The following is a 24,431-nucleotide window of genomic DNA, read 5'->3' as shown; positions in this document are numbered from 1 at the left end:
CCCAGATCCAACGCTCAACCCCTCCCCACGGCCGCACTGAAGTGCCTCAGCGGCCGCTCGACAAATTCGAATACCACTCCGTCGGGCGAGCGAAGGAAAGAGATGTACAGCCCTTCGATCTTCGTCCCCGGCAACGGGCACCACACCGGATCACCCATCACCTCAACGGAATCCGGTACCAACGCCATTGCCGCCTCGGTGTTCTCCACCCGCAGCGCGCACCGGTACAGCCCTTGATGGTTACCGCCCCACGGCACCGGATCCGCCTTGCGGGTGTCGGGATGTTCCACAACGGTGAGGCTGAACTGATGCGCATCCTCAGCCAGTGTGTAGCGCGACACAGCGCACTTGACGGCATCGGGCGAACCGCCGGGCGCGAGTTGCTCGCCGGCCACCTCGACGTGCGCCGGCGCCTGCACCTGAGTGAAACCGATCGCGGTCAGGAATTCTCCGGTGGCCACCGCGTCGATGGCGGCGATGCGGATGCCGGCGAACACCGCCCCCGGTTTGTCGCTCGGCGCTTCGGCGAGCTCGATGACTGCGCCATCAGGATCAAGCGCGAGAGCCGATTTGGAGCCGGAGATCAGGCCGTCGACCGGCCCACTCACGGTGATGCCGGCCGCACGCAACGCTGGGACGGTCGCATGGAGGTCGGCCACCGTCAACAGCGTCGACCGGATGCCGGGACGACTCGGGTCGCTGTTTGGGTCGGCTTTCAGCGCCGGCTTGTGGAATTCGATGGCCTCCAAAGCACACCCTGCGCGGCCGCCGCGCGAATCGTAGAGAAACGATGTCTCACAGAATGTTTCGCCGTCGATGCCGAGGATGCTGCCGTCGGTCGGAGCCTTGGGGTCGGTACGCATCCGTGCCGTCAGTCCGAGCAAGCCCCCGTAGACGCGCTCGGTGGCGTCCAGCGATTCACAGTTGAGGTTGACGTGCAGGAATCGCCGCGCAAGCTCCTCCGAACCCACTACAGCACAATCGAATTGATTTTGAACTCGATGATCTCTTCTTCATTGAAGCCGAGTTCGGCGAGCACCGCGTCGGTGTGCTCACCGTGGCCGGGCGCACACGTCAGGTCCAGCGGTATTTCGTTGAACTGGGCGGGGCTTGCCGCCAGCGCGAACTCGTTGTCGTTCGCATCGGTAACTCTTGGCAGGTACCCGTTGGCGATCACCTGCGGATCGCTGTGCACCTCGTGGGCGGTGCGCATGACGTCCCACACGCCGTCGAAACCCGCAAAGGCCTTCTCCCAGTGCGAGAGATCTTCGGACTCGAACGTCGCCCGCAGTTCGGCGATGCACTGCTTGCGGTTGCCGAACCGCACCGCCGCGTTGGCGAAGCGTTCGTCGTCGATCAGGTCGGTGCGGCCCAGCCGGGTGCAGAAGTCCGACCAGAATCGGTCGGCCTGTAGCAGCACGAAGGCGATGAACCGATTGTCGCGGGTCTTGTAGATGCTGGCTACCGGGTTGGGCATCTCGTCGAGGTTGAACTTCGGGATGTCCTGACCCGTCACGCCCGCCCCGACGATGTCCGGGCCCAGCTGCCAGATCGCAGCGTTGAGCAGCGACACGTCGACGACCGACGGCTCACCGGTGCGTTCGCGTTTCACCAGGGCCGCGGCGATGCCGGCCGCGAGCGCCAGACCACCGTAGGAGTCACCGAATGCCGGCCGCTGAATCGGAGGATAGGAGCCGTCGCCGGCCGAATACGCATCGCCGATGCCACCACGTGCCCAGTAGGCGGCCAGGTCGAAACCGCCCTGGGCGGACAGTTCGCCCTTGGTGCCGTAGCCGTGGCCGCGCGCGTAGATGATCTTCGGGTTGCGGGCGCGGATCTGGTCGACGTCGATGCCCATCCGCTGTCGGGAATCCGGTAGCAGGTTGGTGATGAAGACGTCGGCGGTCTCGATCAGCGTCATCAGCAGCTCCAGGCCTTCGGGGGTGGAGGTGTCCAACCCGACGCTGCGCTTGCCGCGGTTGGGCTGCTCGACGAAGTGGTTCACTCCTCCAGCGCCGGTGACGATCCCGGAGCTGATCAACCCGCGCTGCGGATCACCGGTTTCGGGGTGCTCGACCTTGATGACGTCAGCACCCCAGTCGGCCAGCACCGCGCCGGCGGCGGGAACGAACGTCCACGCCGCCAGCTCGACGACGCGGATTCCACTGAGGATGTCGGTCACAGCGGGTATCCGATCGTCTTGGTCTGTAGATGCTGCTCGAAGCCCTCGATGCCGTTCTGCCTGCCGATGCCGCTCATCTTGTAGCCACCGAACGGGGCGTCGGCGCCGTAGAACATGCCGCTGTTGATCATCAACGAGCCGGTGCGGATACGGCGGGCGACGGCCATGGCCCGCTCGTCGGAGCCATGGATTCCGCCAGCCAGGCCGTAGATGGAGTTGTTCGCCAGCTCGACGGCACCGTCGTCACCGCCGTCGTAAGGGGTGATGGACAGCACCGGCCCGAATACCTCCTCCTGGAAGATCGTGTGGTCCGGTGCGACGTCCGCAACGACGGTCGGTGCCACGAAGTATCCGCGGTCCAGACCGTCGGGCACGCCGCCACCGACGGTGACGCGGCCCCCGTCGCGCTTGGCGATCTCGATGTAGTTCAGCACCCGGGCCTGTTGCTTGGCCGAGACCAGCGGCCCGCAGAAGGTGTTCGGATCCGAGGGATCGCCGACGGTGAGGGCGCCGAATGTCGCCGAGGCCACCTCGACGGCCTGGTCGTAATGCGCGCGCGGCACCAGCATCCGGGTCGCCAGCGCACAGCCCTGCCCGGAGTGCATCAGCGCGCCAATACAGCCGGGCAGCGCCATGTTCATGTCGGCGTCGTCGAGCACCAGGTACGCCGACTTGCCGCCGAGCTCGAGCATGTTGCGCTTCATGGTGTCGGCCGAGAGCCGCTGGATGAGCTGGCCTACCGCGGTTGATCCGGTGAAGGACACCATGTCGACCCGCGGGTCGGTGGCGAGCACCTGGGCGATGTCGTTGTCCGACGCCGGAATGATGTTGACGACACCGGCCGGGATGTCGGTCTTCTCGGCGATGATCCGGCCCCACCGCAGCGCGCTCCACGGCGTCTCGATGGCCGGCTTGAGCACCATCGTGTTCCCGGTGGCCAGGATCTGGCCCACCTTGTTGCTGATGATTTCGAACGGGAAGTTCCACGGCGTGATGGCGCCGACAACACCCATCGGCTCCTTCACCACGACGCGGTTGTACGGCACGCCCATCTTGGCGTCCTGATCGAGCATCCGTTCCCACTGGAAGGTCGAGATGTTTTGCGCCGGCCACCGGATCGCATCGGCCAGCGGCCATTCCAGCTGAGCGATGTAGGTCATCCCCACCGTCGCGCCAACCTCGGCGATCAGCTCGGCGCGGATGTCTTCCTTTTCCTCCTGCAGCGCGTCGTGCAACTGCATCAGGCAGCGTTGGCGGAACTCGTGGTTGGTCGACCAATCGGTGGTGTCGAACGCTCGGCGGGCGGCGGCGATGGCCTCCTGCATGTCCTCGGCACTCGCGTCGGTGGCGAACCCCAGCACTCTTTCGTTGGCCGGGTTGACGTTGTCGACGGTCTTTCCGGTCGATGAGTCCCGCAGCCGGCCGTCGACGAACAACCGGGTCTCGGGGTTGAACTGGACAGTTGTAGCGGCGACCGGTGAAGCCGTCATTGGCACTCCCTCACGCAGAATTATCGGCGTGGGCTAGTGTACCTTGTTATAGATAACTGTTTAGCGGATTAAGCCGCGGCTGGCGAGATCGCGAGAACCAACGGAAGGGCAGCCAGTTGTCCGCCCCTGTAGACAGCGCCCGGCAACGCGGTCGCCACCCCGAACACGTGTCCAGCATCGCGGCGTACCGCGAGGACTTCCGGCGCTACCTGAGCGACCTGGACGCTGCCGACGAGTGGCGCGCGGCCGCGTTCACCAGCGCCGAGGACGGGCTTGCGCACGACGCCACGGTGATGGCCAGGCTGAACGCCGACGGCTGGAACCGATACGGCTGGCCGGAGGCCGCAGGTGGATTGGGCGGCAACGAGATTCACCGTGCAGTGTATTACGAGGAACTCGGCCACGCGATGCTGCCTATTCCCGCCCAACACTGGACGCTGGAAACGCTCGGCCCCGCCCTGTTGAAGTTCGCCCCGGGTCTCGCCGCGGCGTACCTGCCGGGTTACCTCAGCGGCGCCGAGTGGTGGGGGCAGAGTTTCTCGGAGCCCGAGTCGGGCAGCGACCTGGCCAGCCTGCGCACCCGCGCGGTCGACGACAAGGCCGGGGGATTCGTCATCAACGGCCAGAAGATCTGGACCAGCCAGGGGCCCACCGCCACGCGCCTGCTGGCGTTGGTCCGTACCGGAACACCCGAGAGCCGACACCGCGGGCTGACGATGATCATGGTCGACGCCGATGCACCGGGCGTCACCATCCGCCCGATCGCGCTGGCCAGTGGGCGCCGCGAACTTGCCGAAGTGTTCTTCGACGACGTCCGCGTCGAACGTGAGCGGGTAGTCGGCGCGGTTGACGGCGGCTGGGCCGTGGCGATGCACCTCATGCAGTACGAACGGGGCATGTACGGCTATGCGGTGCTCAACAAGGTGCTCACCGAATTGGGTCGATTGCGTGAGGACATGGTGACCACCGGCGCTACCGACGCGCAGCGCCAGCGCTTCGCCAGGGTGTATGTCGACGTGGCGGCCGCCCAGGCGCGCACCGCTATCACGGTGCGCCGACTGGCCGCAGGCGAGATGGTCGGCGCCGATAGCAGCATCGACAAACTGCTGTTCGGCTGCGCCGAGAAGGAAGTCAACGACCTCATCCTGGAAATCAACCGGGAGCACATGATCGCCGGGACCGGCCGCGGCGGCGCCGAACTGGACACCGCGCGCGCCGAGTGGTGGTACTCGCGGGCCGCCACGGTGATGGGCGGCACCGCCGAGGTGCAGCGCGGGATCATCGCCGACCACCTCCTCGGGCTGCCCAAGGAGAAACGATGAGCAGGAACGGGCACGTGGCCGACGAGTCGTGGCAGATGATCGAACAGGCGGTGTTTCGCCTCTTCGAGGAGCTGGCGGGCAAGAACGCCGGTGACCACGTGGCAATCGGTGGGCGGCTGGCCGAGTTGGGCTGGTCGGAGATCGAGGCCGAGTACTCCGCCGAGGCGCGCGAGTTGCTGTTCCGCGCGCAAGGCAGATCGCTGGCCCTGACGGACTGCCTGGACCGCATCATGCTGGCCGAACTGGCCAGACTACTCGACGGTCCCGCAGACCGCGTCATGCTGCCCGATCTGACTGCGGGTTGCGTGCCGGGTTCCGCAGCCGGCCGGGTATCGGGCATCGTCCTCGGACCGCTGGAGGGCCGGATCGTTGTCCCGGTATCCGGGCCGACGGGCACAGTGTCGGTGGGTGTGGTCGACGCATCGCGGCTCGACGGCCAGCGCCTGGACACCTTCGACGCGTCGACGTACTGGACCAGGGCGAGCGGACCACTCGACGTCCCGCTGGTCGAGGCGTCCACCCAATGGAACCAAGCGCTCGCTGCAGCCCGTCGGGCGCTGGCCACCGAACTGGTCGAACTGGCCGAGCGGGCGCTGCGCATCGCGGTCGATCACGTGAGCGTGCGCGTCCAGTTCGGCGCACAGATCGGGTCGTTCCAATCGCCGCGCCACGCCCTGGCCGACGCGTGGGCGGTGCTCAGCGGCGCCCGTGCACTGCTGGGAGAGTCATGGCGCGACGGCGGCGATCTGTCAGCGCTGGGCGCCAAGGCCGCCGCGGGCCGGGCACACCGCGCCGTCAGCGACGTGGCACTGCAGGTGTGCGGCGCTATCGGGCTGACCGCCGAGCACGACCTGCACCGCTACGTCACTCGGGGATTCCAGGTCGACGCGCTCTGCGGGTCGCACGATCAGCTCGAGGCGCTCCTCGCCGAGCGCCTCTTCGAAGACCACACCCCCGGCCGCGCCCTGCCCGCCGTCGTGTCGTGGGCCGAGTAAAGGAAGTACATGCGCCGCAACATCTTCGACGAGGTCCACGGCGAGTTCCGGGCGACCGCCAGAAGCTTCTTCGAGCGCGAATGCGTGCCCAACGTGGAGAAGTGGGAACGCGACGGCAAGGTGAGTCGCGAGGCCTGGCTGGCCGCTGGCGAACACGGATTGATCGGCTGGGAGTTCGACGAAAAGTACGGCGGCCTCGGCGTCAAGGACTTCCGGTTCAACCAGATCATCTCCGAGGAGATGTTCCTGACCGGCTCGGTCGGCATCGGCCTCGGCGTGCAGAACGACATCCTGGTGCCCTACCTCAACGATCTGACGACCGACGAGCAGAAGGAGCGCTGGCTGCCTAAGTTCGTCGCCGGCGAGTACATCGGCTCCGTCGCGATGTCCGAACCCGCGGCCGGGTCCGATCTGGCCGGCATCAAGACCACCGCCCGAGACGAGGGTGACCACTGGGTAGTCAACGGCCAGAAGACGTTCATCAGCAATGGGCTGCTGTCCAAGCTCGTACTGACCGCGGTCAAGACCGACCCGTCGGCCCGGCACAAGGGCATCAGCCTGCTGATGATCGAAGACGGCATGCAGGGTTTCACCCGCGGCCGCAAGCTCGACAAGATCGGCCAGTACTCCGCCGACACCGCCGAACTGTTCTTCGAGGACGTGCACGTGCCCAAGGAGAACCTGGTGGGAGAGCTCAACCGCGGCTTCTACCACCTAGTCTCCAACCTGCCCAGCGAGCGGGTGGGGGTGGCCTGCTACGCGCTGCCGGCCGCGCGCCGTGCGCTCGACCTGACCAAGGCCTACGCGCTGGAACGCACCGCATTCGGGCAGCCCATCGGAACGTTCCAAGTCAACAGGCACTTCTTGGCCGAGATGCAGACCAAGCTCGACGCCGCTCAGACCTATCTCGATCAATGCGTGCTATCGGTCAACGACGGCACTCTGAGTGATCAGGACGCCGCCGGGTTGAAATGGTGGACCTCCGAAGTCCAGTGGGAGATCATCGACCGCTGCCTGCAGCTGCACGGTGGATACGGCTATATCAACGAGTACGAAGTCGCCAGGCTCTGGCGCGATTCGCGGGTGCAGCGGCTCTACGCCGGCACCACCGAGATCATGAAGGACCTCATGGGACGGGCGATGGGGTACTAAGGGTGACGTTGCTAACTGGCAGGCCGCGAATCACGTGCTCACGTAGGGGATTCGACTAATCTTCCAAATAGTCAGTTGTTTGATGGATTTACAGTAGCCGCGGAGGTCGTAATGGAGGTCACCAGTCTTCGGGAACCGAAGATGGCCGATCGAGTGGCCACAGTGCTGCGGCGGATGTTCATCCGCGGCGAGATCACCGAAGGCACCATGTTGCCGCCGGAATCGGAACTGATGGAGCGTTTCGGCGTATCCCGGCCGACACTGCGGGAAGCGTTCCGCGTGCTCGAGTCCGAGTCGCTCATTCAGGTCCAGCGGGGGGTGCGCGGCGGGGCCCGTGTCACCCGCCCCCGGCGCGAAACACTCGCGCGCTACGCCGGCTTGATCCTCGAATACGAAGGCGTCAAGGTAAAGGACGTCTACGACGCCCGAGTGACCCTGGAGGTCCCAATGGTCGAGCAGTTGGCCAAGGACCGCAATCCCAAGGTGATCGCCGAACTCGAGCAGATCGTCGAGCGCGAATCGCAGCTGAATCCCGGCAGCGAGGCCGTCGATCAGCTCACCGACTTCCACGCCGCGATCGCGCGGTTGTCCGGCAACAGCACGCTGCAAATCGTCAGCGACATGCTGCATCACATCATCGAGAAGGCCAACCGGTCGCTGCAGCCCACCAAGGGCACGCGCGCCGAACAGGCGGTACGCCGCTCGGCGAAGACCCACCGCATGGTGCTGGACATGATCAAGGACGGCGACGCCGAGAAGGCCGGCGAGCTCTGGAAGCGCCACCTGCAGAAGGCAGAGGAGTTCGTTCTCACCGGCGCCGAATTGTCCACTGTCGTCGACCTTCTCGAATGACTGGTGTCGACGAGCAGGTAAACGAGCACGATCTCGAAACGCCCGACTCGATACAGGTCCGTTTCGGTATCGAGTATGTCGAGTCGCACCCGCCCAAGGCCTCGGCCGTGTTGTCGATCCAGATGCACCGATTCCGCAATCCGCATACCGGCGCTCCCACCATGGGGCCCTTGGCGATCCTCGTCGACGCCGCCGCCGGGATCGTCAACCACTACCGCAGGCGGCCGGGCCAGTGGACGGTATCCAGTGAGCTGTCAATGGACTTGAGTCCTGACCTCGGCGAACTCGACGGTCCCGTCCTGGCCAGCGCACACTCGCCCGGTCCGCTGGGTGCCACGTCGCTGGGGGTCTGCACGCTGACCTATCGCGGATCCGTGATCGGCACCGGCACGGTGCGGTCGTTCTTCATCCACGCCGGCGACGTCGTTCCCCAGCAACGGCCCGAGACCCTGCAACGGTCGCCACAGACCGCGCTGTCAGACCTCATGGCCGTCACCGTCGCATCCGACAACGCCGACTGCGTGGTGCTGGCGCAGGGTGTCGACCAGAATCTCAACAACGACATCGACATCGTGCACGGTGGGGTGGCGGCGGCCGGACTAGAGCTCGCGGCTTCAGCCGCAATCAACCATGACCGTTCCGGCGGTCTGCTGCAGACCGGGTCTTTGCGGGTGAACTTCTTGCGCCCCTTCTTCGCCGGCGACGAATCCCGCTATGAGGGAACGCAATTGCGAGTGGGCCGTCAGAGTGCCGTCGGCGATGCGCAGGCCATCGGCGACGACGGCAAGGTGGCGATCACCGCGCGGGTCACCGCCTACCGCTGAGGTCGATTGCGCTCACGCGACGACGACTCGGACCTGCGCGACGTTGGCGATCCGGCACGAGCTCGCGGCTGTGTCGCCGTCTCGGTGCGAGTGGACCCGGCCGGTCACGAAATACTCGCCCGGCCGATCAAACGCGTGCTTGGTGGAAAGGCTGACGGACGTCGCCGACCCGTCGATGCCATCGTGACCGAACGGAAAGAGGCCGGTGCCGTCGAAGTCCCAGTCGGCGGACACGATCGTGCCGGCGCCCGGAGGTACCGTCGCCGAGAGCTCCAGCTCGACCGCCTCTCCCACCGCCGCCCCTGCCCGGTCGCTGCCGTTGACGGTGACCGCGATGACCGCTTGGATGCCGCGACGCTGCGCGGCGTCCGGAGACAGAATCACCTTGTTCTCGACGTAGTCGAAGGCGGTGTCGACGGGGTCGATGCCGTCCTCCACCCACGCGATCAGATCGGCGAGCGACTGCTCGATGTACGGCAGGTAGTCAATCAGCCAGGTGTTGCTGGCCCGGTTGGGCAGCGAGGGCACCATCATCGAGGGGGTGTGCTCGGCGTTCTCGACCCAGCGCAGCCGGAACCGCTCCTTGGCGCCCTCCTGCCCCTGCGCCCGCAGCACGGCCTCGCGGTAGATGATCCCCTGCGACGGCCACAGCGACGAGTCCTTGGTGTGGTGCACCCAGATGAGCTTGCCGCGATAGAGCCCCGAGTACCCGACGCCCATGAGGGCCGACTGCCGCGGCACCGGGTGCTGCGGGAACACGGGTCGATCGTCGATGCGCAAGGAGTCGAACTGTGGCTCGCTCATCAGGTGGTGCCGTGCGAAGTAGTGGAAGGCCAGGAAGTCACGGTTGTCTACCTGTACCTCGTCGCCGGGCAGCACGTCGCTGAACCGGAGCAGGTTGGCCTCGCCCGCAGCGTCGCAGTACAGGACGTCGTCGGCGTGGGCCCCGCAGTAGAGCCGCCGCCCCGCCGCAGCGCCCGTGAGCACGGTGACGCTCGTGCCGAGCCGGTAACCCGTCTCCCCGAGGCCCTCCAGCTCGACCACCATGGGCAGCGAGGGATCTGCTCCGAGGCTGGAGAACACCATGATCAGCAGCCGGAAGTTCTGGTGCCGGGGCTCGAGGAAGCGCGGATCCGCCAGGACGTCGGCGCCGGTGAGCACCTTGGTCACGGTCGCTCGTGTGTTCAGGATGTCGCGCTCGACGAGGCCCGGCTGGTCGAAGCCGACGTAGCCGGGCTTGGTCCAGAAATCGTCGAAGTAGCTGGGGTCCTGCTCGAGCAGCGACGCGGCCATCGAGGTCCAGAGCCACATCTGACCGAGGGGCTTGCCGATCATGTACTCGTCGCCGCGCGGGAATCCCTGCCGGTACAGGCTGGCCAGCTCCTCGCGCTGGTGGGTGGTCAGCCCGACGAAGGGATCGCCATGCCCGCCGGGCGCCATGGCGTCGGCGATCTCATCCGTCTTCTCGCCGAGCAGGCGCTGGCAGTTGAACATCGTGGCGAACGACATCACCTGTGCGCCCTCGATCTTCTCGGTGTTGCCGTGCTCCACGATCGGTCCCCCGCCCATGAACGGCAGCGCGCCGTCCCATGCGTCGGGCGCGTTCTCGAGGCACAGCGGCGACCGCCGTCCTCCGCCCGAGCCGCCCCAGACGTAGGCGTGGTGCGGCTCCTCGCCGTAGACCTGCGCGCCGACGAACTTTGCCAGTCGGGCTGTCTCGGCGCTGGCGCGGTGCCCGTAGAGCGTCGGGTCGTCGCCCCCTCGGGGGTCGAGGTCGTCACCGATGTGGCCCTGGTTGGACTCCACCATGCAGCCGCCGAGGCGGGCGCACATCCGCAGCCCGCCAAGGAAGTCCGCCATGAGGTCGTTGCCGAAGGCGTTCTCGTGGCCGCCGTGAGCGCCCTCGAGCGGCTGAAGGATGCGCCCGCGGTACTGCCCATTGGTCGGGAACCAGAACGCCCAGCGAGTAGCAGTGTCCGCGAACCCACCGTGGACGTAGCGGTGTGCGATCGGTTCCGATCGCTCTTCGTCGACGTCCACGTACGGCGTTCCGAAGAACCCGTCCGTCGACACGTACCCGGCAAGCTCAATCGTGCCGTTCCCGACCTTCGAACGCTGACCAGTCTCGGTCATCGATGCCTCCCTACAGTCGGGTCGCCGCCACTTCGGTCCTACGAACTCAGAAGTTGCGGGTGTCTGCCAACTTTTGCACCCTCTGCCATCTTTTGTCTAGAGTCGTGCCGTGCTGCCTAAACCCGCCGCTTCGGCCACGCTCGTCCAGGAAGGGGTTTGGGATCGTCGCCGTCGCCTCGTCGCGGGCGAGATCGAGCAGGTCGCGCTCCGGTTGTTCGCGGAACGGGGCTACGACAACGTCACGACCGACGACATCGCGCGGGCATGCAACATCTCCGCGCGGACGTTCTTCCGGTACTTCGCCGCGAAACGCGACGTGCTACTCGCCGTCCCGCGCCGCAGCCTCGTCGTCCTGTGCGGCGCGGTGGACCAGCGCCCCCCAAACGAGGACCTCCTCACCTCTTGGCGAGCGGCCGCTATCGGTGTCCTTGGTGGCGACGAAGTCGATCTCGCCCTGATCGAGCAGCTCAAGGTGCTCGTCCGTGACAGCCCCGATCTCGTCGACACGATCAACGGCGATGCTGAGCTCACGGAGCGGTTCGTGCGGACCAACGCCGAGCGGCTCGGCGTCGACCCGACGACGGACCTTCGGCCGATCATCGTCGCGGGGGCCGTGCGCAACGCACTCATCGCGGCATTGGACCAATGGTCCTCCGGCCGTGCCGACGACCTCGCGCGATCCTTCGGGGAGGCCTTCGACATCCTCGCTCGCCTCGACACGATCGGTGGCCGCAACCCCGCCTAGTGTTTCTCAGAGGGGGCCGTGACGGGTGGTGCGGCACGAACGCCGTTGCGCCGCAACGGCCGACGAGTCTGCTACTTCTTGGAGCGCGCGCGGAACGCGGCCACCCGCTCCTTGAACTCCGGGGTCGAGAATGACGTGTACTCCTCGGCCAGCGCGTACTCCAGCACACCGAGCGCGGCTCGCGACAGATGCATGTTCATCGCAACCTTGCTGGCGCGCAGTGCTTGCGGCGGCAGACCGGCGAGTCGCTCCCCGATCACGAGCGCCTCGTCGAGCACGGTCTCATCGGTGGCCACTTTGGTGACGAGGTTCAGCTTGTCCGCGATCGCCGGGGTGATCCGATCCCCCAGCAGCACATACTCTTTGGCCTTCATCAGACCGATCAGCAGCGGCAGCATTGCCGCGCCGCCGTCGCCAGCCACCAACCCGACCGCAACGTGCGGATCGGCCAGGTAGCTACTCTCCCCCATCACGAGGAAGTCGCTCAGCAACGCGATCGAGCAGCCGAGCCCGACAGCAGGGCCGTTGACCGCCGACACCAGCGGCTTGGGGAAGTTGATCACCTCCAGGAAGACCGTGCGGGCCTCGGTGATCTGGAATTGGCGGGCCACCGCGTCGTCGATCAGGCGGCCGAACATCACCATGTCGCCGCCGGCCGAGAACGCCTTGCCGATGCCGGTCGTCACCACCGCCCGCACGTCGTCATCGGCAGTCAGTACCCGCCAGATCGTGGCGAACGCGTGGTGGACCTGCTCGTTGACGGCGTTGAACGCCTCGGGCCGATTGATGCTCACGACGTGGACGTTGCCGCGCTTCTCCACCAGCAGCCACGGCGCAAACTCTTCGTAGCCGGGCAGGGTGGCGATCTCGGAGGTGGTCATGTGATGGTCCCGTCAGTTCTTCTCGTTGGAAAGGACAGTGACCGCGGAGACTGCGGTCGGCCCACCGATGTTGTGGGCCAACGCGATTCGCGCACCGTCCACCTGATTCTCGGCCTCACCACGAAGCTGGTTGAACAGTTCGTAGCACTGCGCAACGCCGGTGGCGCCCGGCGGGTGCCCTTTCGCCTTCAACCCGCCGCTCGGGTTGATCGGAATCGACCCGCCGACATAATGTTCGCGGCCCTCCACCAACTTGTAGGCCTCGTAGCGATGGACGAACCCCAGATCCTCGTAGCTGATCAGCTCCACCCCGGTGAAGCAGTCGTGCACCTCGGCGACGTCGATGTCGCGCGGTGTCACCCCGGCCATCGCCATCGCCGCCTTGGCGGCACGCACCGTCGGCGGGAACGTCGTCATGTCCGCCTTGTGTTGGTGCATCACCCGGTCCATGCCCAGCCCGACGCCGCGAACCCAGACCGGACGGTCGGTGTAGCGGTCGACGACTTCCTCGGCGGCCAAGATCACCGCGGCGGCGCCGTCGCTCTGCGGGGTGCAGTCGTAGAGTCCAAAGGGTTCGACCACGATGGGCGCGGCCAGCGCCTGCTCGACGGTGATCTCATAGCGCAGCTGAGCTTTCGGGTTGTTCACCGCGTGGAAATGGTTCTTCACCGCCACCATCGCCATGTGCTCCTTCGTCGCCGGCGACTCGTGCAGATATCGCATCACGTGCAGCGCGAAGTTCGCCGGCGCCACCAATCCCAGCGGGTAGTCCCACGCGTTGTCGCGGGTCATCGCCGCCCAGTCCCAGAACGTGGTGTTCGAGGAGGTCTCGCGGACCTTGTCGGCCCCAACCACGAGCACCACATCGTAGAGACCGGACGCGATGGCCAGCGTTCCGTTGCGGATCGCGTCATTACCTGTAGCACAGGCATTTTCGACGCGCGTTACCGGGATATCAGTCAGGTCGAGGGTGTCGGCCAAAATGCCGGACGGGAACCCGTCGGTGGTCGCTAGCTCGCCGAACCACGCAGCTTCGATCTCAGACTTCTCGATGCCTTTGTCAACGTTGGCGACCGCTTCGGCGTAGGCCATCGGAATCAGATCCTTGACGCCGAGCTCGAAGTGTTCGGCGAAGGGCGTCATCCCCGCGCCGACGATCGCGACATTTCTCATGCGACGGCTCCTTCGAGTGTCCGTCCGGGCCAGAATGCGTAGCCGTAGTCGGGAATTCCCGCGCGAGTGGCGATCCTGCGCAACACGACGGAGCCCGGCTGACCGATCGTCGCCTCGCCCGCAGGCACGCCGGTGACTTTCAGCAGCACCCGCACCGGGCTGTCGTCGAGCTGAACGACCGCCAGTGAGTAGGGGCTGGGCAGGTCGGGCACCGGGATCCGCACCGTGGTGTGCGTATAGACGGTGCCGGTTCGCGGCAGCGGTTCGAGTCGGTACTCCGTCGCGAGCTGTCCCGCGTTGTTGACCCGCAGCCGCGGCGGAAACTGCGGGGCGGAGTCGATGCCCGGGCTCTCGTCGAAAACCGCTGCCTCCCAGCGTATCTTCGGCTCAAATGCTCGCGCGTACGCCGGCATCGAGATCGGAATCCCTACGCCGTCGGCAACGCGGAACTTCGGCAGCTCTCGGGGCGAGAACTCGTCGCGGGAGATCCGGAGCGTCGTGGACCCGAACGCGAGGTCGGCCGCGCTGATGCTGGACTGCTCGACCGCGAGCAACAAGCCTTGCGTGCCCGCCTCAATCGCATCGGCCAGCAGCAGGATGATCGCCGCTGCGGAGACAGTGGGGTCGCCCACGGCGTGCGATGTTTCGAAGTCGCTTGCGACCTGAGCGAGCGGCGCGCCTGCTACCGCGGCCAGCGCCAGTTTTCCGGTCAGGCCCAGTCGGGTCAGGGTGGAGCGCACCCCCACCTCGCGTTGCAGCCGGGGGTCGACGTAGGCATGGCGAGCGCCGTCCTCACCCCGGGCCGTCAGCGGCAGACTTCGCGTCTGGCGTGCCGCCGGGGTCAGCGTGGCGCCGCCGTCACCCGTCAGCACCGCGCCGGCCCCCGCCGCGAGATCGTTGTCGTCGGCGGCGACCACCAAGGTGCCGTCGCCGGCGCTGCCGATTTGGTCCAACACCGCGGGCGCACCGCCGAGCACCTCGGCCACGGGGGTGTCGGCCGGCAGGGACAACGCGGCCAACAGCACCGCGCCGTTGCCGCCCTCCAGCAGCGGAAAGTCACGTGACACCAGCACCACGCGTTCCGCCGTGGCGTCGGGATCGGCAGCGCGTCCCGCGGCGACGGCCATGGTCAGCGCGTCCTCGTCTGGTCCCTTGACCCGCCGGTCGCGCACCGTCCAGGGCGGCAGATAGGTGCCGATCGAAAAGACCCGAGTCATAGATCCCCGCTTTTGTGGATGAGCGCGCGTTACATCGCGTAACTAACTAGCTATATAGTTATAGCATTCGACCTCACAGCCTAGCGACGGACGGAAGGGTCAACGAACCGTGGGCAATCCCCATCCTCGCAGTCTGAAGGATCGCGTCGCGCTGGTAACCGGTGCCAGCCGCGGCATCGGCGCCGCCATCGCCGAACGGATCGCCGAAGACGGTGCCGCCGTGGCATTGCTGGCCAAAACTGAGATGCCGAATCCCAAGATCGCGGGCACCCTTGCCGAGACCGCAGACGCCGTGCAACGCGCGGGCGGCCGGGCGCTGCCGTTGGCGTGCGATGTGCGCGACGCGGTCGCGGTCGCATCGGCCGTCGAGGCCGTAGCCGACGCGTTCGGCGGCATCGACATCGTCGTCAATAACGCCGGGGCCCTGGATCTACGGCCGACCGCGCAACTCCCGCCCAAGAACCTGCGCCGGCTGCTGGAGGTCAATGTCGAAGGGCCGTTCGCGGTTGTGCAGGCCGCACTTCCGTACTTGCGCCGGTCGGGCAACGCACACGTGGTCAATATCGCTCCCCCGCTGAACATGGACCCCAGATGGGTTGGTGCCCATGTCGGGCACACCGTGGGCAAGTACGCCCAGAGCCTGCTTACCTTGGGATGGGCCGAGGAGTTCGCCTCGGTGCCGATCGCGGTGAATTCGCTGTGGCCGGCCACCACGATCGCCAGTACGGGAATGATTGTCGCAATGGGCGAGGAAGCGGTGCGGGCGCAGGCTCGCAGCCCGCAGATAATGGCCGAGGCGGTGCACGCGCTGGTCACCCGTCCCGCCGCGGCGTGCAGCGGCCACTTCTACACCGACGAGCAGATCCTTCGCGAGGAGGGCCGCGCCGACCTTTCGGAGTACTTACTGGCCGCGAGCGAGCAGGACCTGACGCCCAACTTCTACCTCCCGTCGGCCCCGGTGCCCACGGTTTAGGAAGCGACTGTGGTGAATTCGTTCGACGCATTGAGCGCCCGTGAGCCCGAGTTGGTCAAGCTGCGCTCCGCCGTGCGGGACTTCTTAGTGTCCGACCGCGCTGAATTCGGGTGGCAGCCCGGCGTCGACTCGTGGCTGGCCGGGTGGGACGAGGAGTTCTCAGCGCGGCTTGGCGCCGCCGGATTCGTCGGCCTGACCATCCCGCAGCGCTACGGCGGCCACGGGCTGGGACATTTGCACCGCTACGTGGTGACCGAGGAGCTGATCGCGGCGGGCGCGCCCGTGGCCGCGCACTGGACCGCCGATCGCCAGGTCGCACCAGGCCTGCTGACCTACGGCAATCAGGAGCAGCGCGAACGTCTGTTGCCCAAAATCGTTGCGGGCCAGCTCTATTCATCGATCGGCATGAGCGAGCACGGCGCCGGGTCCGACCTTGCCGCTGTGCAAACCAAGGCCGTCCGCGCCGACGGCGGCTGGCTACTCTCCGGCAGCAAGGTGTGGACCAGCGGGGCCCACCTTGCACACCAGGTCGTCGTGCTAGCCCGCACCAGCCCGCCGGATCCAGAACACCGCCACGCCGGATTCAGCCAATTCCTGGTGCCTTGCGATGCCGAGGGCGTCCGCATCGAGCCCATCATCTTGATGTCGGGTGCACACCACTTCAACGAGGTGCTGTTCGACCAGGTCTTCGTTCCCGGTGCCGACGTGCTCGGCGAAGTCGGCAACGGCTGGCACCAGGTCACCTCCGAGTTGTCGTTCGAACGCAGCGGGCCCGAACGGATCCTGTCCACCGGTCCCCTACTGTTCGCCGCCATCCGCGCACTCAGTCGCGGGCCGGAGCCCGACGACCGCACCGCCGCCGACATCGGCGACCTGATGGCGCGGCTGATCTCGCTGCGGCAGCTGTCGTTGTCGGTGGCCCGCACCCTCACCGACGGCGGCGACGCGGCGAATCAGGCCGCGCTGGTAAAGGACCTCGGCACCCGTTTCGAAGCCGAATCCGTCGGGTTGATCGCAGATCTGCTCGAGGCGGTAACGCCGGATTCCGAATTGACGCCAATGCTGAGGACCGCGTGGCTGCACAAGCCCATGTTCACCCTGCGCGGCGGCACCAACGAGGTGCTCCGCGGCGTGATCGCCCGCGGAATGGGGCTGCGATGAGCGCTCTGGCCGGCGGGGTATTCGCCGTAACCGACTCTCAGGACGACGACACACAGCTGCGCCAACTGATTGACGACCTTGGGCAGCGCTCCTACGACGCCGGTCTGGGCCATCGCGGCATCCCCGACCAGTTCGACGCCGAGCTCTGGCGCAACCTCGAGGAAACAGGGCTGGCCAGGCTGACGAGCACACCGGATATGGGGGCCGGCCCGCACGAGTTGGCCATTGCGCTCTACGGCGTGGCCCGCCACGCCGGTGCGGTGCCGTTGGCCGAAACCGACGCCCTTGCCGGCTGGCTGGGCCAGCAGGTCGGGATCGAGCTACCCGGCGGCCCGCTGACCGTTGCGGTCGCCGACGCCGAAATCGAGGGCGACCGGGTCACCGGCACCGCGGCCGCGGTGCCATGGGCGCGAGCGTGCGCCGCCGCGCTGCTGGCCGTCACCACACCCGCCGGACTCCGGATCGGTGTCATCGACGTGATCGGAGGTGAGCTGCGGGAAGGTCACAACCTGGCAGGCGAACCCCGCGATTCGCTCGTGTTCGACGTGCCGGCCGACCAGTTGCATGACGCCGACCCAGCACTCGGCGCCGAGCTGGCTCGGCGCGGCGCATGGTCACGCTGTGTGCAGACCGTCGGGGTGTTGGACGCCGCCGCAGCGCTGTCGGTTGAGCACACCCGGCAGCGCGTCCAGTTCGGCCGTCCGCTCAGCGCCTTCCAGTCCGTGCAGCAGTCACTGGCCGGCATGGCCGGGGAAATCGAAAGGGCCCGTGCCGCCGCGGAATTGGCCGTCGCAGCCGCTGCCGAGCACGGCTTCGACTCCCCTCACACCGACTACGCCGTCACCGTCGCGAAGGTCGCGGTCGGCCGCGCTGTCGGCCCCGTCACCAGCGTCGCCCATCAGCTGCACGGCGCGATCGGTGTGACCAGTGAGCACCCGCTGTGGCTGTTCACCCTGCGCGCTCAGAGCTGGACCGGGGATTACGGCACGACCGCGAACTACGCGCGGCGACTCGGCCGGCTCGTTCTGGCTGCGGAGGATTCGTGGAACCTGGTGACGGGCGATCTGACTCAATTGGAAATCAACGGTAGGTAAGGAGAACTGGTGACGGTGCAGCAATTCGAGGGCGCGTCGGCGATTGTCAGCGGCGGCGCGGGCGGTCTGGGCGAGGCCACGGTCCGTCGGCTTCATGCCGAGGGTCTTGGTGTGGTGATCGCCGATCTCGCCGTCGACAAGGGCAAGGCTCTGGCCGACGAGCTGGGCGGTCGGGCGCTGTTCGTCAGTACCGACGTGACGAGCGACGACAGCGTGCAGGGTGCCATCGAGCAGGCCAACCAGCTCGGTCGGTTGCGCTACGCGGTCGTTGCGCACGGCGGGTTCGGGGTCGCCCAGCGGATCGTGCAGCGCGATGGCAGCCCCGCCGACATGGCCGGCTTCACCAAGACCATCAACCTGTATCTGAACGGCACCTACAATCTGACCCGGCTGGTAGCGGCGTCGGTAGCCGCCGCCGAACCCCGCGAGGACGGCGAACGGGGTGCCATCGTCATGACCGCCTCGGTCGCGGGCTATGAGGGCCAGATCGGGCAGACCGCCTATGCCGCAGCGAAAGCCGGCGTCATCGGGCTCACCATCGCCGCGGCCCGCGACCTGAGTTCGGTGGGCATCCGGGTCAACACCATCGCACCGGGAACGATGAAGACGCCGATCATGGAGTCGGTCGGTGAGGAGGCAATCGCCAAGTTCGCCGCGAACATCCCCTTCCCGAAACGACTGGGCACTCCTGCCGAGTACGCCGACGCCGTGACGTTCCTGCTGTCCAATGGCTACGTCAACGGCGAGGTGATGCGCCTCGACGGCGCGCAGCGCTTCACTCCGAAGTAACCGGCGCGGGCGGACGGGCCGGCCTCGCGTCAGGCGTAGCGACGCGCTACAACCGGCCCTCCACCCGAAGTTTCGGGTGCACCCAGTCCGGCGAGTTCTTCTGCTTGAACGCCCGGAAGCCTTCGGCCGCCTCGGGACCGAAGAGACTGGTCGTCATGCCGATCCGGTCGTACAGCCCGAGGTAATTGTCCAGGCTCGCCTTGACCAACCCGCGCGCTCCGGGAGCGGTCCGGCAGCACTGCGCGAGCAATTCCTTGGCGACGCTCAACAGGTCGCCATGCGGGACCACCCTGCTCACCATGCCCCAGTCGAGCGCCTCCTCGGCGTTCAGCGTCCGTCCGGTGAACATCAGGTCCTTGGTCCGGACCGGTCCGATCAGCCGGGCCAGCACCTGGCTGTAGTACGTGTCGGCGATGCCACGGAACAATTCCGGGACCCGGAAGACGGCCCGATCGCTCACCACGGCGAGGTCGCTGCACATCGCGATCTGCAGCCCACCACCCTGACAGAGGCCATTGACCGCGGACACGACCGGCTTGGCCGACTGCCGCAGCGTGTCGAACGGCGTGACGTCGGTGCCCAGGATGGAAGCGAAGTCCATCCAGTTGTCCGCTGCTTTCTGACCCATGTCACCTCCCGGCGCAAAAACGTCACCGGTGCCGGTGATGAGCAGGCCCGCGAGGTCGGGATCCGCATTGACGCGACTCACCGCGTAACGGATACCGAAGTACATCGCAGGCGTCATCGCATTCCGCGCCTCGGGGCGGTCCAAGGTGCAAATCGCAAACGCACCTTCACGTTCGAACCTCAGGTAGGGGCTCCCCAACCAATCACCGTCGGGTGGGCGCGGACCGCCATTGGGGCTGTCGGTCATGTGAGATCCCTTCCAAGGCTCGGAGTGTGCCGTCGTCCACCAAATTAGCCAAATAGTTGTATGATTCCAATTCCCCGGCGTAACGTGGCGCACATCACTGCGTCGCGCCCTCACCGTCGCGCAGAGCGCGGCCGATAGCGAGCTACTGGAGGCTTAAAGACATGGGTTCACTGGACGGCAGGGTTGTCTTCATCACCGGAGCCGCTCGCGGGCAAGGCCGTTCGCATGCGGTGATGTGCGCCGAGCAAGGTGCCGACATCGTCGGCATCGACATCTGCGAGAACCTCGACATCGTGCCCTATGCACTTGGCACCGAAGACGATCTCGAGGAGACGGCCCGCCTGGTGGAGAAAACCGGCAGGAAGATGCTCACCCGCAAGGCCGACGTCCGCGATAAAGCCGCGCTGCAGGAGGCGTTCGACGCGGGCGTCGCTGAGTTCGGCCACGTCGACACGGTGCTCGCCAATGCCGGGGTCGTGCTGACGAACGCCGATGAGCGCGACGCGTCAGAGGCGCTGAGGCTGGGGCTCGACATCATGCTCATCGGGGTGTGGAACGCCTTCCAGGTGGCGATCCCCCACATGAAAGAACGTGGCGAGGGCGGCAATCTGATCGCGACGAGTTCGATGATCGCCCTGCTGGACCTCACCGACGGCCGCGGCGGCAGCGACGCCTACCTGATGTCCAAGGTCGCCATCGTCGGCCTGGTCCGCGCGTACGCGGCCATGCTTGCCCCCGACCGTATTCGCGTCAATGCGGTGGCGCCGACGAATTGCGCCACCCCGATGATCACTGACAACCCGGCGCTGTTCAAGGTGATCGAGGACAACCCCCGCATGGTCAATGCGGTCCAGACCGCACTGCCGGACTTGCCGCTGATCGAGCCGCGCGACGTCAGCAACACGATCCTGTTCTTGATCAGCGACGCGGGCCGTTCGTTCACCGGAAGCATGCTGAAGGTGGACGCCGGGATGGACGTGCGGCGAGGCTAGTCGGCGTAGCGGATGCATTACGGAATCGACGGCCGATCAGCGCTGATCGTCGGCGGCAGTAAGGGAATCGGTTTCGAAGCCGCGAAATTGCTTGCCGCAGAGGGTGCCCGGGTGGCAATACTGGCCCGCACCAAGTCCGATATTGACGCCGCCGTCGAAACGATCCGTAACGAGGGTGGCATCGCGATCGGCGTCACCGCCGATGTCAGCAACGCCGAACAGCTCCAGAACGCGGTGCGAGAAGTGACGGCCGCGCATGGGCCGCCTCTCATCGTCATCGGTCAATCCAAGTACCAAAAGCCCGGGGACTTCGCAGACATCAGCGACGTGAACATCTACCGCGAGTCCTTCGACATGCACACCACGAGCCAAATCCTGCTCCTGCACGCGGTGCTGCCCGCGATGAAGGAAGCGGGTTGGGGCCGCTTCGTCCACATCGGTTCAGCCACAGCGAAGGAGCCCACGGGCAGCATCCATCACGTGGTGGCCAATACCAGCCGTCCGTCAACGATCGGATTGCTCAAGACCGTCTCCGACGAGTACGCCCGATACGGCATTACCGTCAATACCGTCGCGCCCGGCTGGATCGAGACCGAGAACGCGCTCGCCTATCTGGATCAGCACGTCGGGGCCAGCACCGAGCAGGAACGACGCGACTTTATGCTCACCGGGGCCCGCGTCCCCGCGGCGCGGATGGGCAGACCGCGCGAAATCGCCTCGCTCATCACCTATCTGTGCTCCGAACCCGCCGGCTACATCACCGGCAACTGGATCGAAGTCGACGGAGGTCTGCACCGATCGGCGTTCTAACCTTTAGGAGAACATGTGGAAACCCTTGGCGCACCTGACCTCTCGTTCGCCAGCCTGCCGATGGCGGCGGACCGCGGCGTGGGGTGGCATGTCCTGCGTGACGCGGGACGGGTAGTGCTCGTCGACGGAATCTTCTATCTGACCCATCGCGACGACGTGCTGGCAGCGCTGCGCGATCCCGATTTGTTCTCGTCGAAGAAGGCCTTCGACGTGCTCGGCAGCCCACTGCCCCTGGTGCCCATCTCGTTCGATCCCCCAGAGCACACCCGGTTCCGCAAGATCCTGCAGCCCTTCTTCAGCCCGCACACCCTGAAAGAGATGCTGCCGTCGCTACAGAATCAGGCGATCGAGATCATCGAGCAGGTAGCCGCCAACGGCGAATGCGAAGTCGTGGCCGACGTTGCGATCCCCTACCCCTCACAGGTATTCCTGACCTTGTTCGGATTGCCGCTGGAGGATCGCGACAAGCTCATCGCGTGGAAAGACTCGGTCATCGCCATTTCGGAAGCGCCGTCACTTGAGGACGCCGACCTGACGCCGGCACTTGAGTTGGTCGCCTACCTCGCCGAGGCGATCAACGCGCGGCGGGCCGACCCTGGACCAGACATCCTGTCGCAGTTGCTCATCGGCGAGGAACCGCTCGACGACGCCGAGGTGATGGGCCTGAGCTTTCTCTTCGTCCTTGCCGGACTGGACACCGTCACCGCCGCGATGAGTTCCGCCCTGCTTGAGCTTGCCCGCAACCCGCAGTTACGGACCACCCTCCGCGAGAACCCCGACCAGATCGATGTGTTCGTCGAGGAGATCGTCCGGCTGGAACCGCCGGCGCCGATGCTGCCGCGCGTGACTACCGCCGAAGTCACCATCGGTAACGTGACGCTGCCCGCCGGCGCCATGGTGCGGTTGTGCGTAGCTGCGATCAACCGCGATGACAGCGACGAGATCTCAACGAACACCGTGGTGATGGATGGAAAGATACACCGGCACTGGGGTTTCGGCGGCGGCCCACACCGCTGCCTGGGCTCGCACCTGGCACGCCTGGAGCTCAGGCTGGTCGTGGACGAATGGCTCCGGCAGATACCCGAGTTCTCGGTGAAGGTCGGCGAGCAACCGCAGATCGTGTTCCCCGCCAACACCTTTGCGCTCGAACGCGTACCACTGAAACTGGGCTGACCGGCTATCCGGTCATCGAGTATTTGCCAACGAGCTGCTGCTTGTACAACTTACCGGCATCAGTTCGGGGCAGCTCCGCCTCGAATGACAGCGATCAAGGACACTTGTAGTAGTGCGCCAACCGGTTTCGCAGCCAGTCCAATAACTCCGCGGCGAAGCCGTCGTTGGCATCAGCCGGATCTACCGTCTGCACCACCCCTTTGACAGCCTGACCCATTTCATCGTCCGGAATACCGAAGACCGCGGCGTCTAGCACCTTGGGATGGGTGATCAGCAGGTCTTCGGCTTCTTGCGGGTAGATGTTCACCCCACCCGAAATGATCATGTGGTGGCGGCGATCAGTGAGATAGAGGTAGCCGTCCGCGTCGAGATAGCCGATGTCACCCACGGTCACCCAGCCATGCGCATCGTGTGCCGCCGCCGTCTTCGCATCGTCCTTGAGGTACTGGAACGAATGTCCTCCCTCGTAATAGATCTCACCGGGTGCGCCGGGCGGTAACTCCTGGCCGATCTCGTCGAGGATGTGCGGGATCCCGACCAACGGTCGGCCGACCGAGCCGGGGTGGTCCAGCCAGTCCTCGGCACGGATGAACGAGGCTCCCACCGCCTCCGAAGCGGCGTAGTACTCGTCGATGATCGGCCCCCACCACGCGATCATCTGTTTCTTGATGTCCACCGGGCATGGTGCGGCCGCATGCACCACCCGGCGCAGACTGGATACGTCATACGAATTGCGCACGGCTTCGGGCAGTTTGAGCATCCGCACGAACATCGCCGGGACGAATTGGCCGTGCGTGATGCCATAGCGCTGGATGCACTCGAGCGCATCTTCGGGGTCGAACTTCTCCATCACGACGGTGGTGCCGCCAAGCGACTGCACCACCATCGACCAGAACGACGGTGCGGTGTGGTACAGCGGAGCCGGGCTCAGATACACCGAATCGCCGGTGATTCCGACGGCATTCATCAACGGCATCAAGATGTTGGGTGCTTCGTTCGGTGGTAGATGCGCAAGGTCGCGGCGGATCCCCTTGGGTCGCCCAGTGGTTCCCGACGAGTACTGCAGCAGATCGCCTTCGCGTTCGTCGGGGATAGGCGTATCGGGTTGGTCGGCAACACATTCCGGGTAGCGATCCCATCCGGCCAGATCGTCGTCGGCGATCAACAGCAGCTCGGGTAGCCCGCTGGGGGAATGATCGGCGAGGCCTTCGCAGACGCTGCGCGTCGCGCGTGACCCGATCACCGCCTTGGCTGAACTGTTGTCGACGATGTAGGCCGCCTCGGCGGCGGTGAGGTGGGTGTTGATCAACGCGTAGTACAGACCGCTTCGCCTCGCCGCCCACATCACAGCATGGACGTGTTCGTTGTTCTCGAGTATTGCCGCGACGGTGTCGCCCTCACGAAGTCCGGCGGCGTACCAGAAGTGAGCCAGACGGTTCGCACGCTTCTCCAGCTCGGCGAAGTGGATCACGGTGCCAGCCCGAGCGAGGACCAGCGCAGGTTTACCGGATGAGATGTGATCGCGGATCTCCATGATGTCACCTTAGATTCTGTCGATGCAGAGGAGACGAATCCTTATATTCCGTACGGGATCTACCA

General features: G+C 66.0%; 21 protein-coding genes and 1 pseudogene. 13 read left to right on the top strand and 9 right to left on the bottom strand.

All coding sequences use genetic code 11. From position 1 onward, the window contains the following. Window positions 1-14 precede the first annotated feature (14 nt). From MNAB215_RS15095 to MNAB215_RS15085, 3 genes are read right to left on the bottom strand one after another with little or no spacing between them, the layout of a single operon-like run. Window positions 15-971, bottom strand: coding sequence for a VOC family protein (locus MNAB215_RS15095; RefSeq protein ID WP_077079563.1), 957 nt, complete (start codon window positions 969-971; stop codon window positions 15-17). Further along, entirely contained in the window at window positions 971-2,182 is a 1,212-nt protein-coding gene (locus tag MNAB215_RS15090) for a CaiB/BaiF CoA transferase family protein (RefSeq protein ID WP_077079562.1), read from the bottom strand. The genes MNAB215_RS15095 and MNAB215_RS15090 overlap by 1 nt, the downstream gene beginning before the upstream one ends. Then, on the bottom strand, window positions 2,179-3,672 hold the full coding sequence (locus MNAB215_RS15085) for an aldehyde dehydrogenase family protein (protein ID WP_077079561.1): 1,494 nt from the start codon (window positions 3,670-3,672) through the stop codon (window positions 2,179-2,181). Before MNAB215_RS15085 ends, MNAB215_RS15090 begins: the two co-directional genes overlap by 4 nt. Before the next feature lie 116 nt (window positions 3,673-3,788). Between MNAB215_RS15085 and MNAB215_RS15080 the strand changes: the two genes are divergently transcribed. The 5 genes from MNAB215_RS15080 (at window position 3,789) to MNAB215_RS15060 (ending at window position 8,817) form a co-directional block, all read left to right on the top strand. Beyond that, window positions 3,789-4,994, top strand: a complete 1,206-nt coding sequence (locus MNAB215_RS15080; protein ID WP_077079560.1) for an acyl-CoA dehydrogenase family protein — start codon at window positions 3,789-3,791, stop codon at window positions 4,992-4,994. Beyond that, entirely contained in the window at window positions 4,991-5,989 is a 999-nt protein-coding gene (locus MNAB215_RS15075) for an acyl-CoA dehydrogenase family protein (RefSeq protein WP_077079559.1), read from the top strand. The genes MNAB215_RS15080 and MNAB215_RS15075 overlap by 4 nt, the downstream gene beginning before the upstream one ends. 9 nt (window positions 5,990-5,998) lie before the next feature. After that, window positions 5,999-7,141 (top strand): acyl-CoA dehydrogenase family protein, encoded by a 1,143-nt coding sequence (locus MNAB215_RS15070; protein WP_077079558.1) that lies wholly within the window; start codon window positions 5,999-6,001, stop codon window positions 7,139-7,141. 111 nt (window positions 7,142-7,252) lie between these two features. Further along, window positions 7,253-7,993 carry a FadR/GntR family transcriptional regulator gene (locus MNAB215_RS15065; RefSeq protein ID WP_077079557.1) on the top strand — a complete coding sequence of 247 codons (741 nt, stop codon included), beginning with the start codon at window positions 7,253-7,255 and terminating at the stop codon, window positions 7,991-7,993. Then, window positions 7,990-8,817 carry a PaaI family thioesterase gene (locus MNAB215_RS15060; RefSeq protein ID WP_077079556.1) on the top strand — a complete coding sequence of 276 codons (828 nt, stop codon included), beginning with the start codon at window positions 7,990-7,992 and terminating at the stop codon, window positions 8,815-8,817. The genes MNAB215_RS15065 and MNAB215_RS15060 overlap by 4 nt, the downstream gene beginning before the upstream one ends. Before the next feature lie 12 nt (window positions 8,818-8,829). On the opposite strand, the gene MNAB215_RS15055 is transcribed toward MNAB215_RS15060, so the two are convergent. Beyond that, a complete protein-coding gene (locus MNAB215_RS15055; protein ID WP_077079555.1) occupies window positions 8,830-10,950 on the bottom strand; it encodes a tannase/feruloyl esterase family alpha/beta hydrolase in 2,121 nt (706 codons plus the stop codon). A 109-nt stretch (window positions 10,951-11,059) separates the two neighbouring features. Between MNAB215_RS15055 and MNAB215_RS15050 the strand changes: the two genes are divergently transcribed. Beyond that, a complete protein-coding gene (locus tag MNAB215_RS15050; protein ID WP_077079554.1) occupies window positions 11,060-11,695 on the top strand; it encodes a TetR family transcriptional regulator in 636 nt (211 codons plus the stop codon). Between the two features lie 71 nt (window positions 11,696-11,766). Here the strand turns inward: MNAB215_RS15050 and MNAB215_RS15045 are convergent, their stop codons facing one another. The 3 genes from MNAB215_RS15045 to MNAB215_RS15035 are packed head-to-tail and all read right to left on the bottom strand — an operon-like array spanning window position 11,767 to window position 14,966. Then, complete coding sequence (locus MNAB215_RS15045) at window positions 11,767-12,576, bottom strand: enoyl-CoA hydratase/isomerase family protein (protein WP_077079553.1); 810 nt, start codon at window positions 12,574-12,576, stop codon at window positions 11,767-11,769. Window positions 12,577-12,588: 12 nt separating this feature from the next. Next, entirely contained in the window at window positions 12,589-13,749 is a 1,161-nt protein-coding gene (locus MNAB215_RS15040) for a thiolase C-terminal domain-containing protein (protein ID WP_077079552.1), read from the bottom strand. Continuing rightward, entirely contained in the window at window positions 13,746-14,966 is a 1,221-nt protein-coding gene (locus tag MNAB215_RS15035) for a Zn-ribbon domain-containing OB-fold protein (RefSeq protein ID WP_077079551.1), read from the bottom strand. The genes MNAB215_RS15040 and MNAB215_RS15035 overlap by 4 nt, the downstream gene beginning before the upstream one ends. A 109-nt stretch (window positions 14,967-15,075) precedes the next feature. Here MNAB215_RS15035 and MNAB215_RS15030 point away from each other — a divergent pair, with 109 nt between their 5' ends. Genes MNAB215_RS15030 through MNAB215_RS15015 form a run of 4 tightly spaced genes read left to right on the top strand, consistent with a single transcriptional unit; the run spans window position 15,076 to window position 18,983 of the window. Continuing rightward, window positions 15,076-15,939 carry an SDR family oxidoreductase gene (locus MNAB215_RS15030; RefSeq protein ID WP_108637632.1) on the top strand — a complete coding sequence of 288 codons (864 nt, stop codon included), beginning with the start codon at window positions 15,076-15,078 and terminating at the stop codon, window positions 15,937-15,939. Window positions 15,940-15,948: 9 nt separating this feature from the next. Continuing rightward, window positions 15,949-17,100, top strand: coding sequence for an acyl-CoA dehydrogenase family protein (locus MNAB215_RS15025; protein WP_083746125.1), 1,152 nt, complete (start codon window positions 15,949-15,951; stop codon window positions 17,098-17,100). Then, window positions 17,097-18,194 (top strand): acyl-CoA dehydrogenase family protein, encoded by a 1,098-nt coding sequence (locus MNAB215_RS15020; protein WP_077079550.1) that lies wholly within the window; start codon window positions 17,097-17,099, stop codon window positions 18,192-18,194. Before MNAB215_RS15025 ends, MNAB215_RS15020 begins: the two co-directional genes overlap by 4 nt. A 9-nt stretch (window positions 18,195-18,203) precedes the next feature. Next, window positions 18,204-18,983, top strand: coding sequence for an SDR family oxidoreductase (locus MNAB215_RS15015; protein ID WP_077079549.1), 780 nt, complete (start codon window positions 18,204-18,206; stop codon window positions 18,981-18,983). Between the two features lie 46 nt (window positions 18,984-19,029). On the opposite strand, the gene MNAB215_RS15010 is transcribed toward MNAB215_RS15015, so the two are convergent. Beyond that, on the bottom strand, window positions 19,030-19,857 hold the full coding sequence (locus MNAB215_RS15010; protein ID WP_077079548.1) for an enoyl-CoA hydratase/isomerase family protein: 828 nt from the start codon (window positions 19,855-19,857) through the stop codon (window positions 19,030-19,032). Between the two features lie 161 nt (window positions 19,858-20,018). Between MNAB215_RS15010 and MNAB215_RS15005 the strand changes: the two genes are divergently transcribed. From MNAB215_RS15005 to MNAB215_RS14995, 3 genes are read left to right on the top strand one after another with little or no spacing between them, the layout of a single operon-like run. Then, window positions 20,019-20,849, top strand: a complete 831-nt coding sequence (locus MNAB215_RS15005; RefSeq protein WP_077079547.1) for a mycofactocin-coupled SDR family oxidoreductase — start codon at window positions 20,019-20,021, stop codon at window positions 20,847-20,849. A 12-nt stretch (window positions 20,850-20,861) separates the two neighbouring features. Next, window positions 20,862-21,659 (top strand): SDR family oxidoreductase, encoded by a 798-nt coding sequence (locus MNAB215_RS15000; RefSeq protein WP_077079546.1) that lies wholly within the window; start codon window positions 20,862-20,864, stop codon window positions 21,657-21,659. 60 nt (window positions 21,660-21,719) lie between these two features. Continuing rightward, window positions 21,720-22,832 (top strand): cytochrome P450, encoded by a 1,113-nt coding sequence (locus MNAB215_RS14995; RefSeq protein WP_245830443.1) that lies wholly within the window; start codon window positions 21,720-21,722, stop codon window positions 22,830-22,832. 4 nt (window positions 22,833-22,836) lie between these two features. On the opposite strand, the pseudogene fadD4 reads toward MNAB215_RS14995, so the two are convergent. Further along, window positions 22,837-24,366 (bottom strand): annotated as a pseudogene (fadD4, locus tag MNAB215_RS14990) (fatty-acid--CoA ligase FadD4). Window positions 24,367-24,431 lie beyond the last annotated feature (65 nt).

The organism is Mycobacterium numidiamassiliense, from assembly GCF_900157365.1.
In the GTDB taxonomy this organism is placed as follows: Bacteria; Actinomycetota; Actinomycetes; order Mycobacteriales; family Mycobacteriaceae; genus Mycobacterium; species Mycobacterium numidiamassiliense.
Note: the sequence above shows the minus strand (reverse complement) of the source record. Positions and strands in the feature narration are given on the sequence as shown.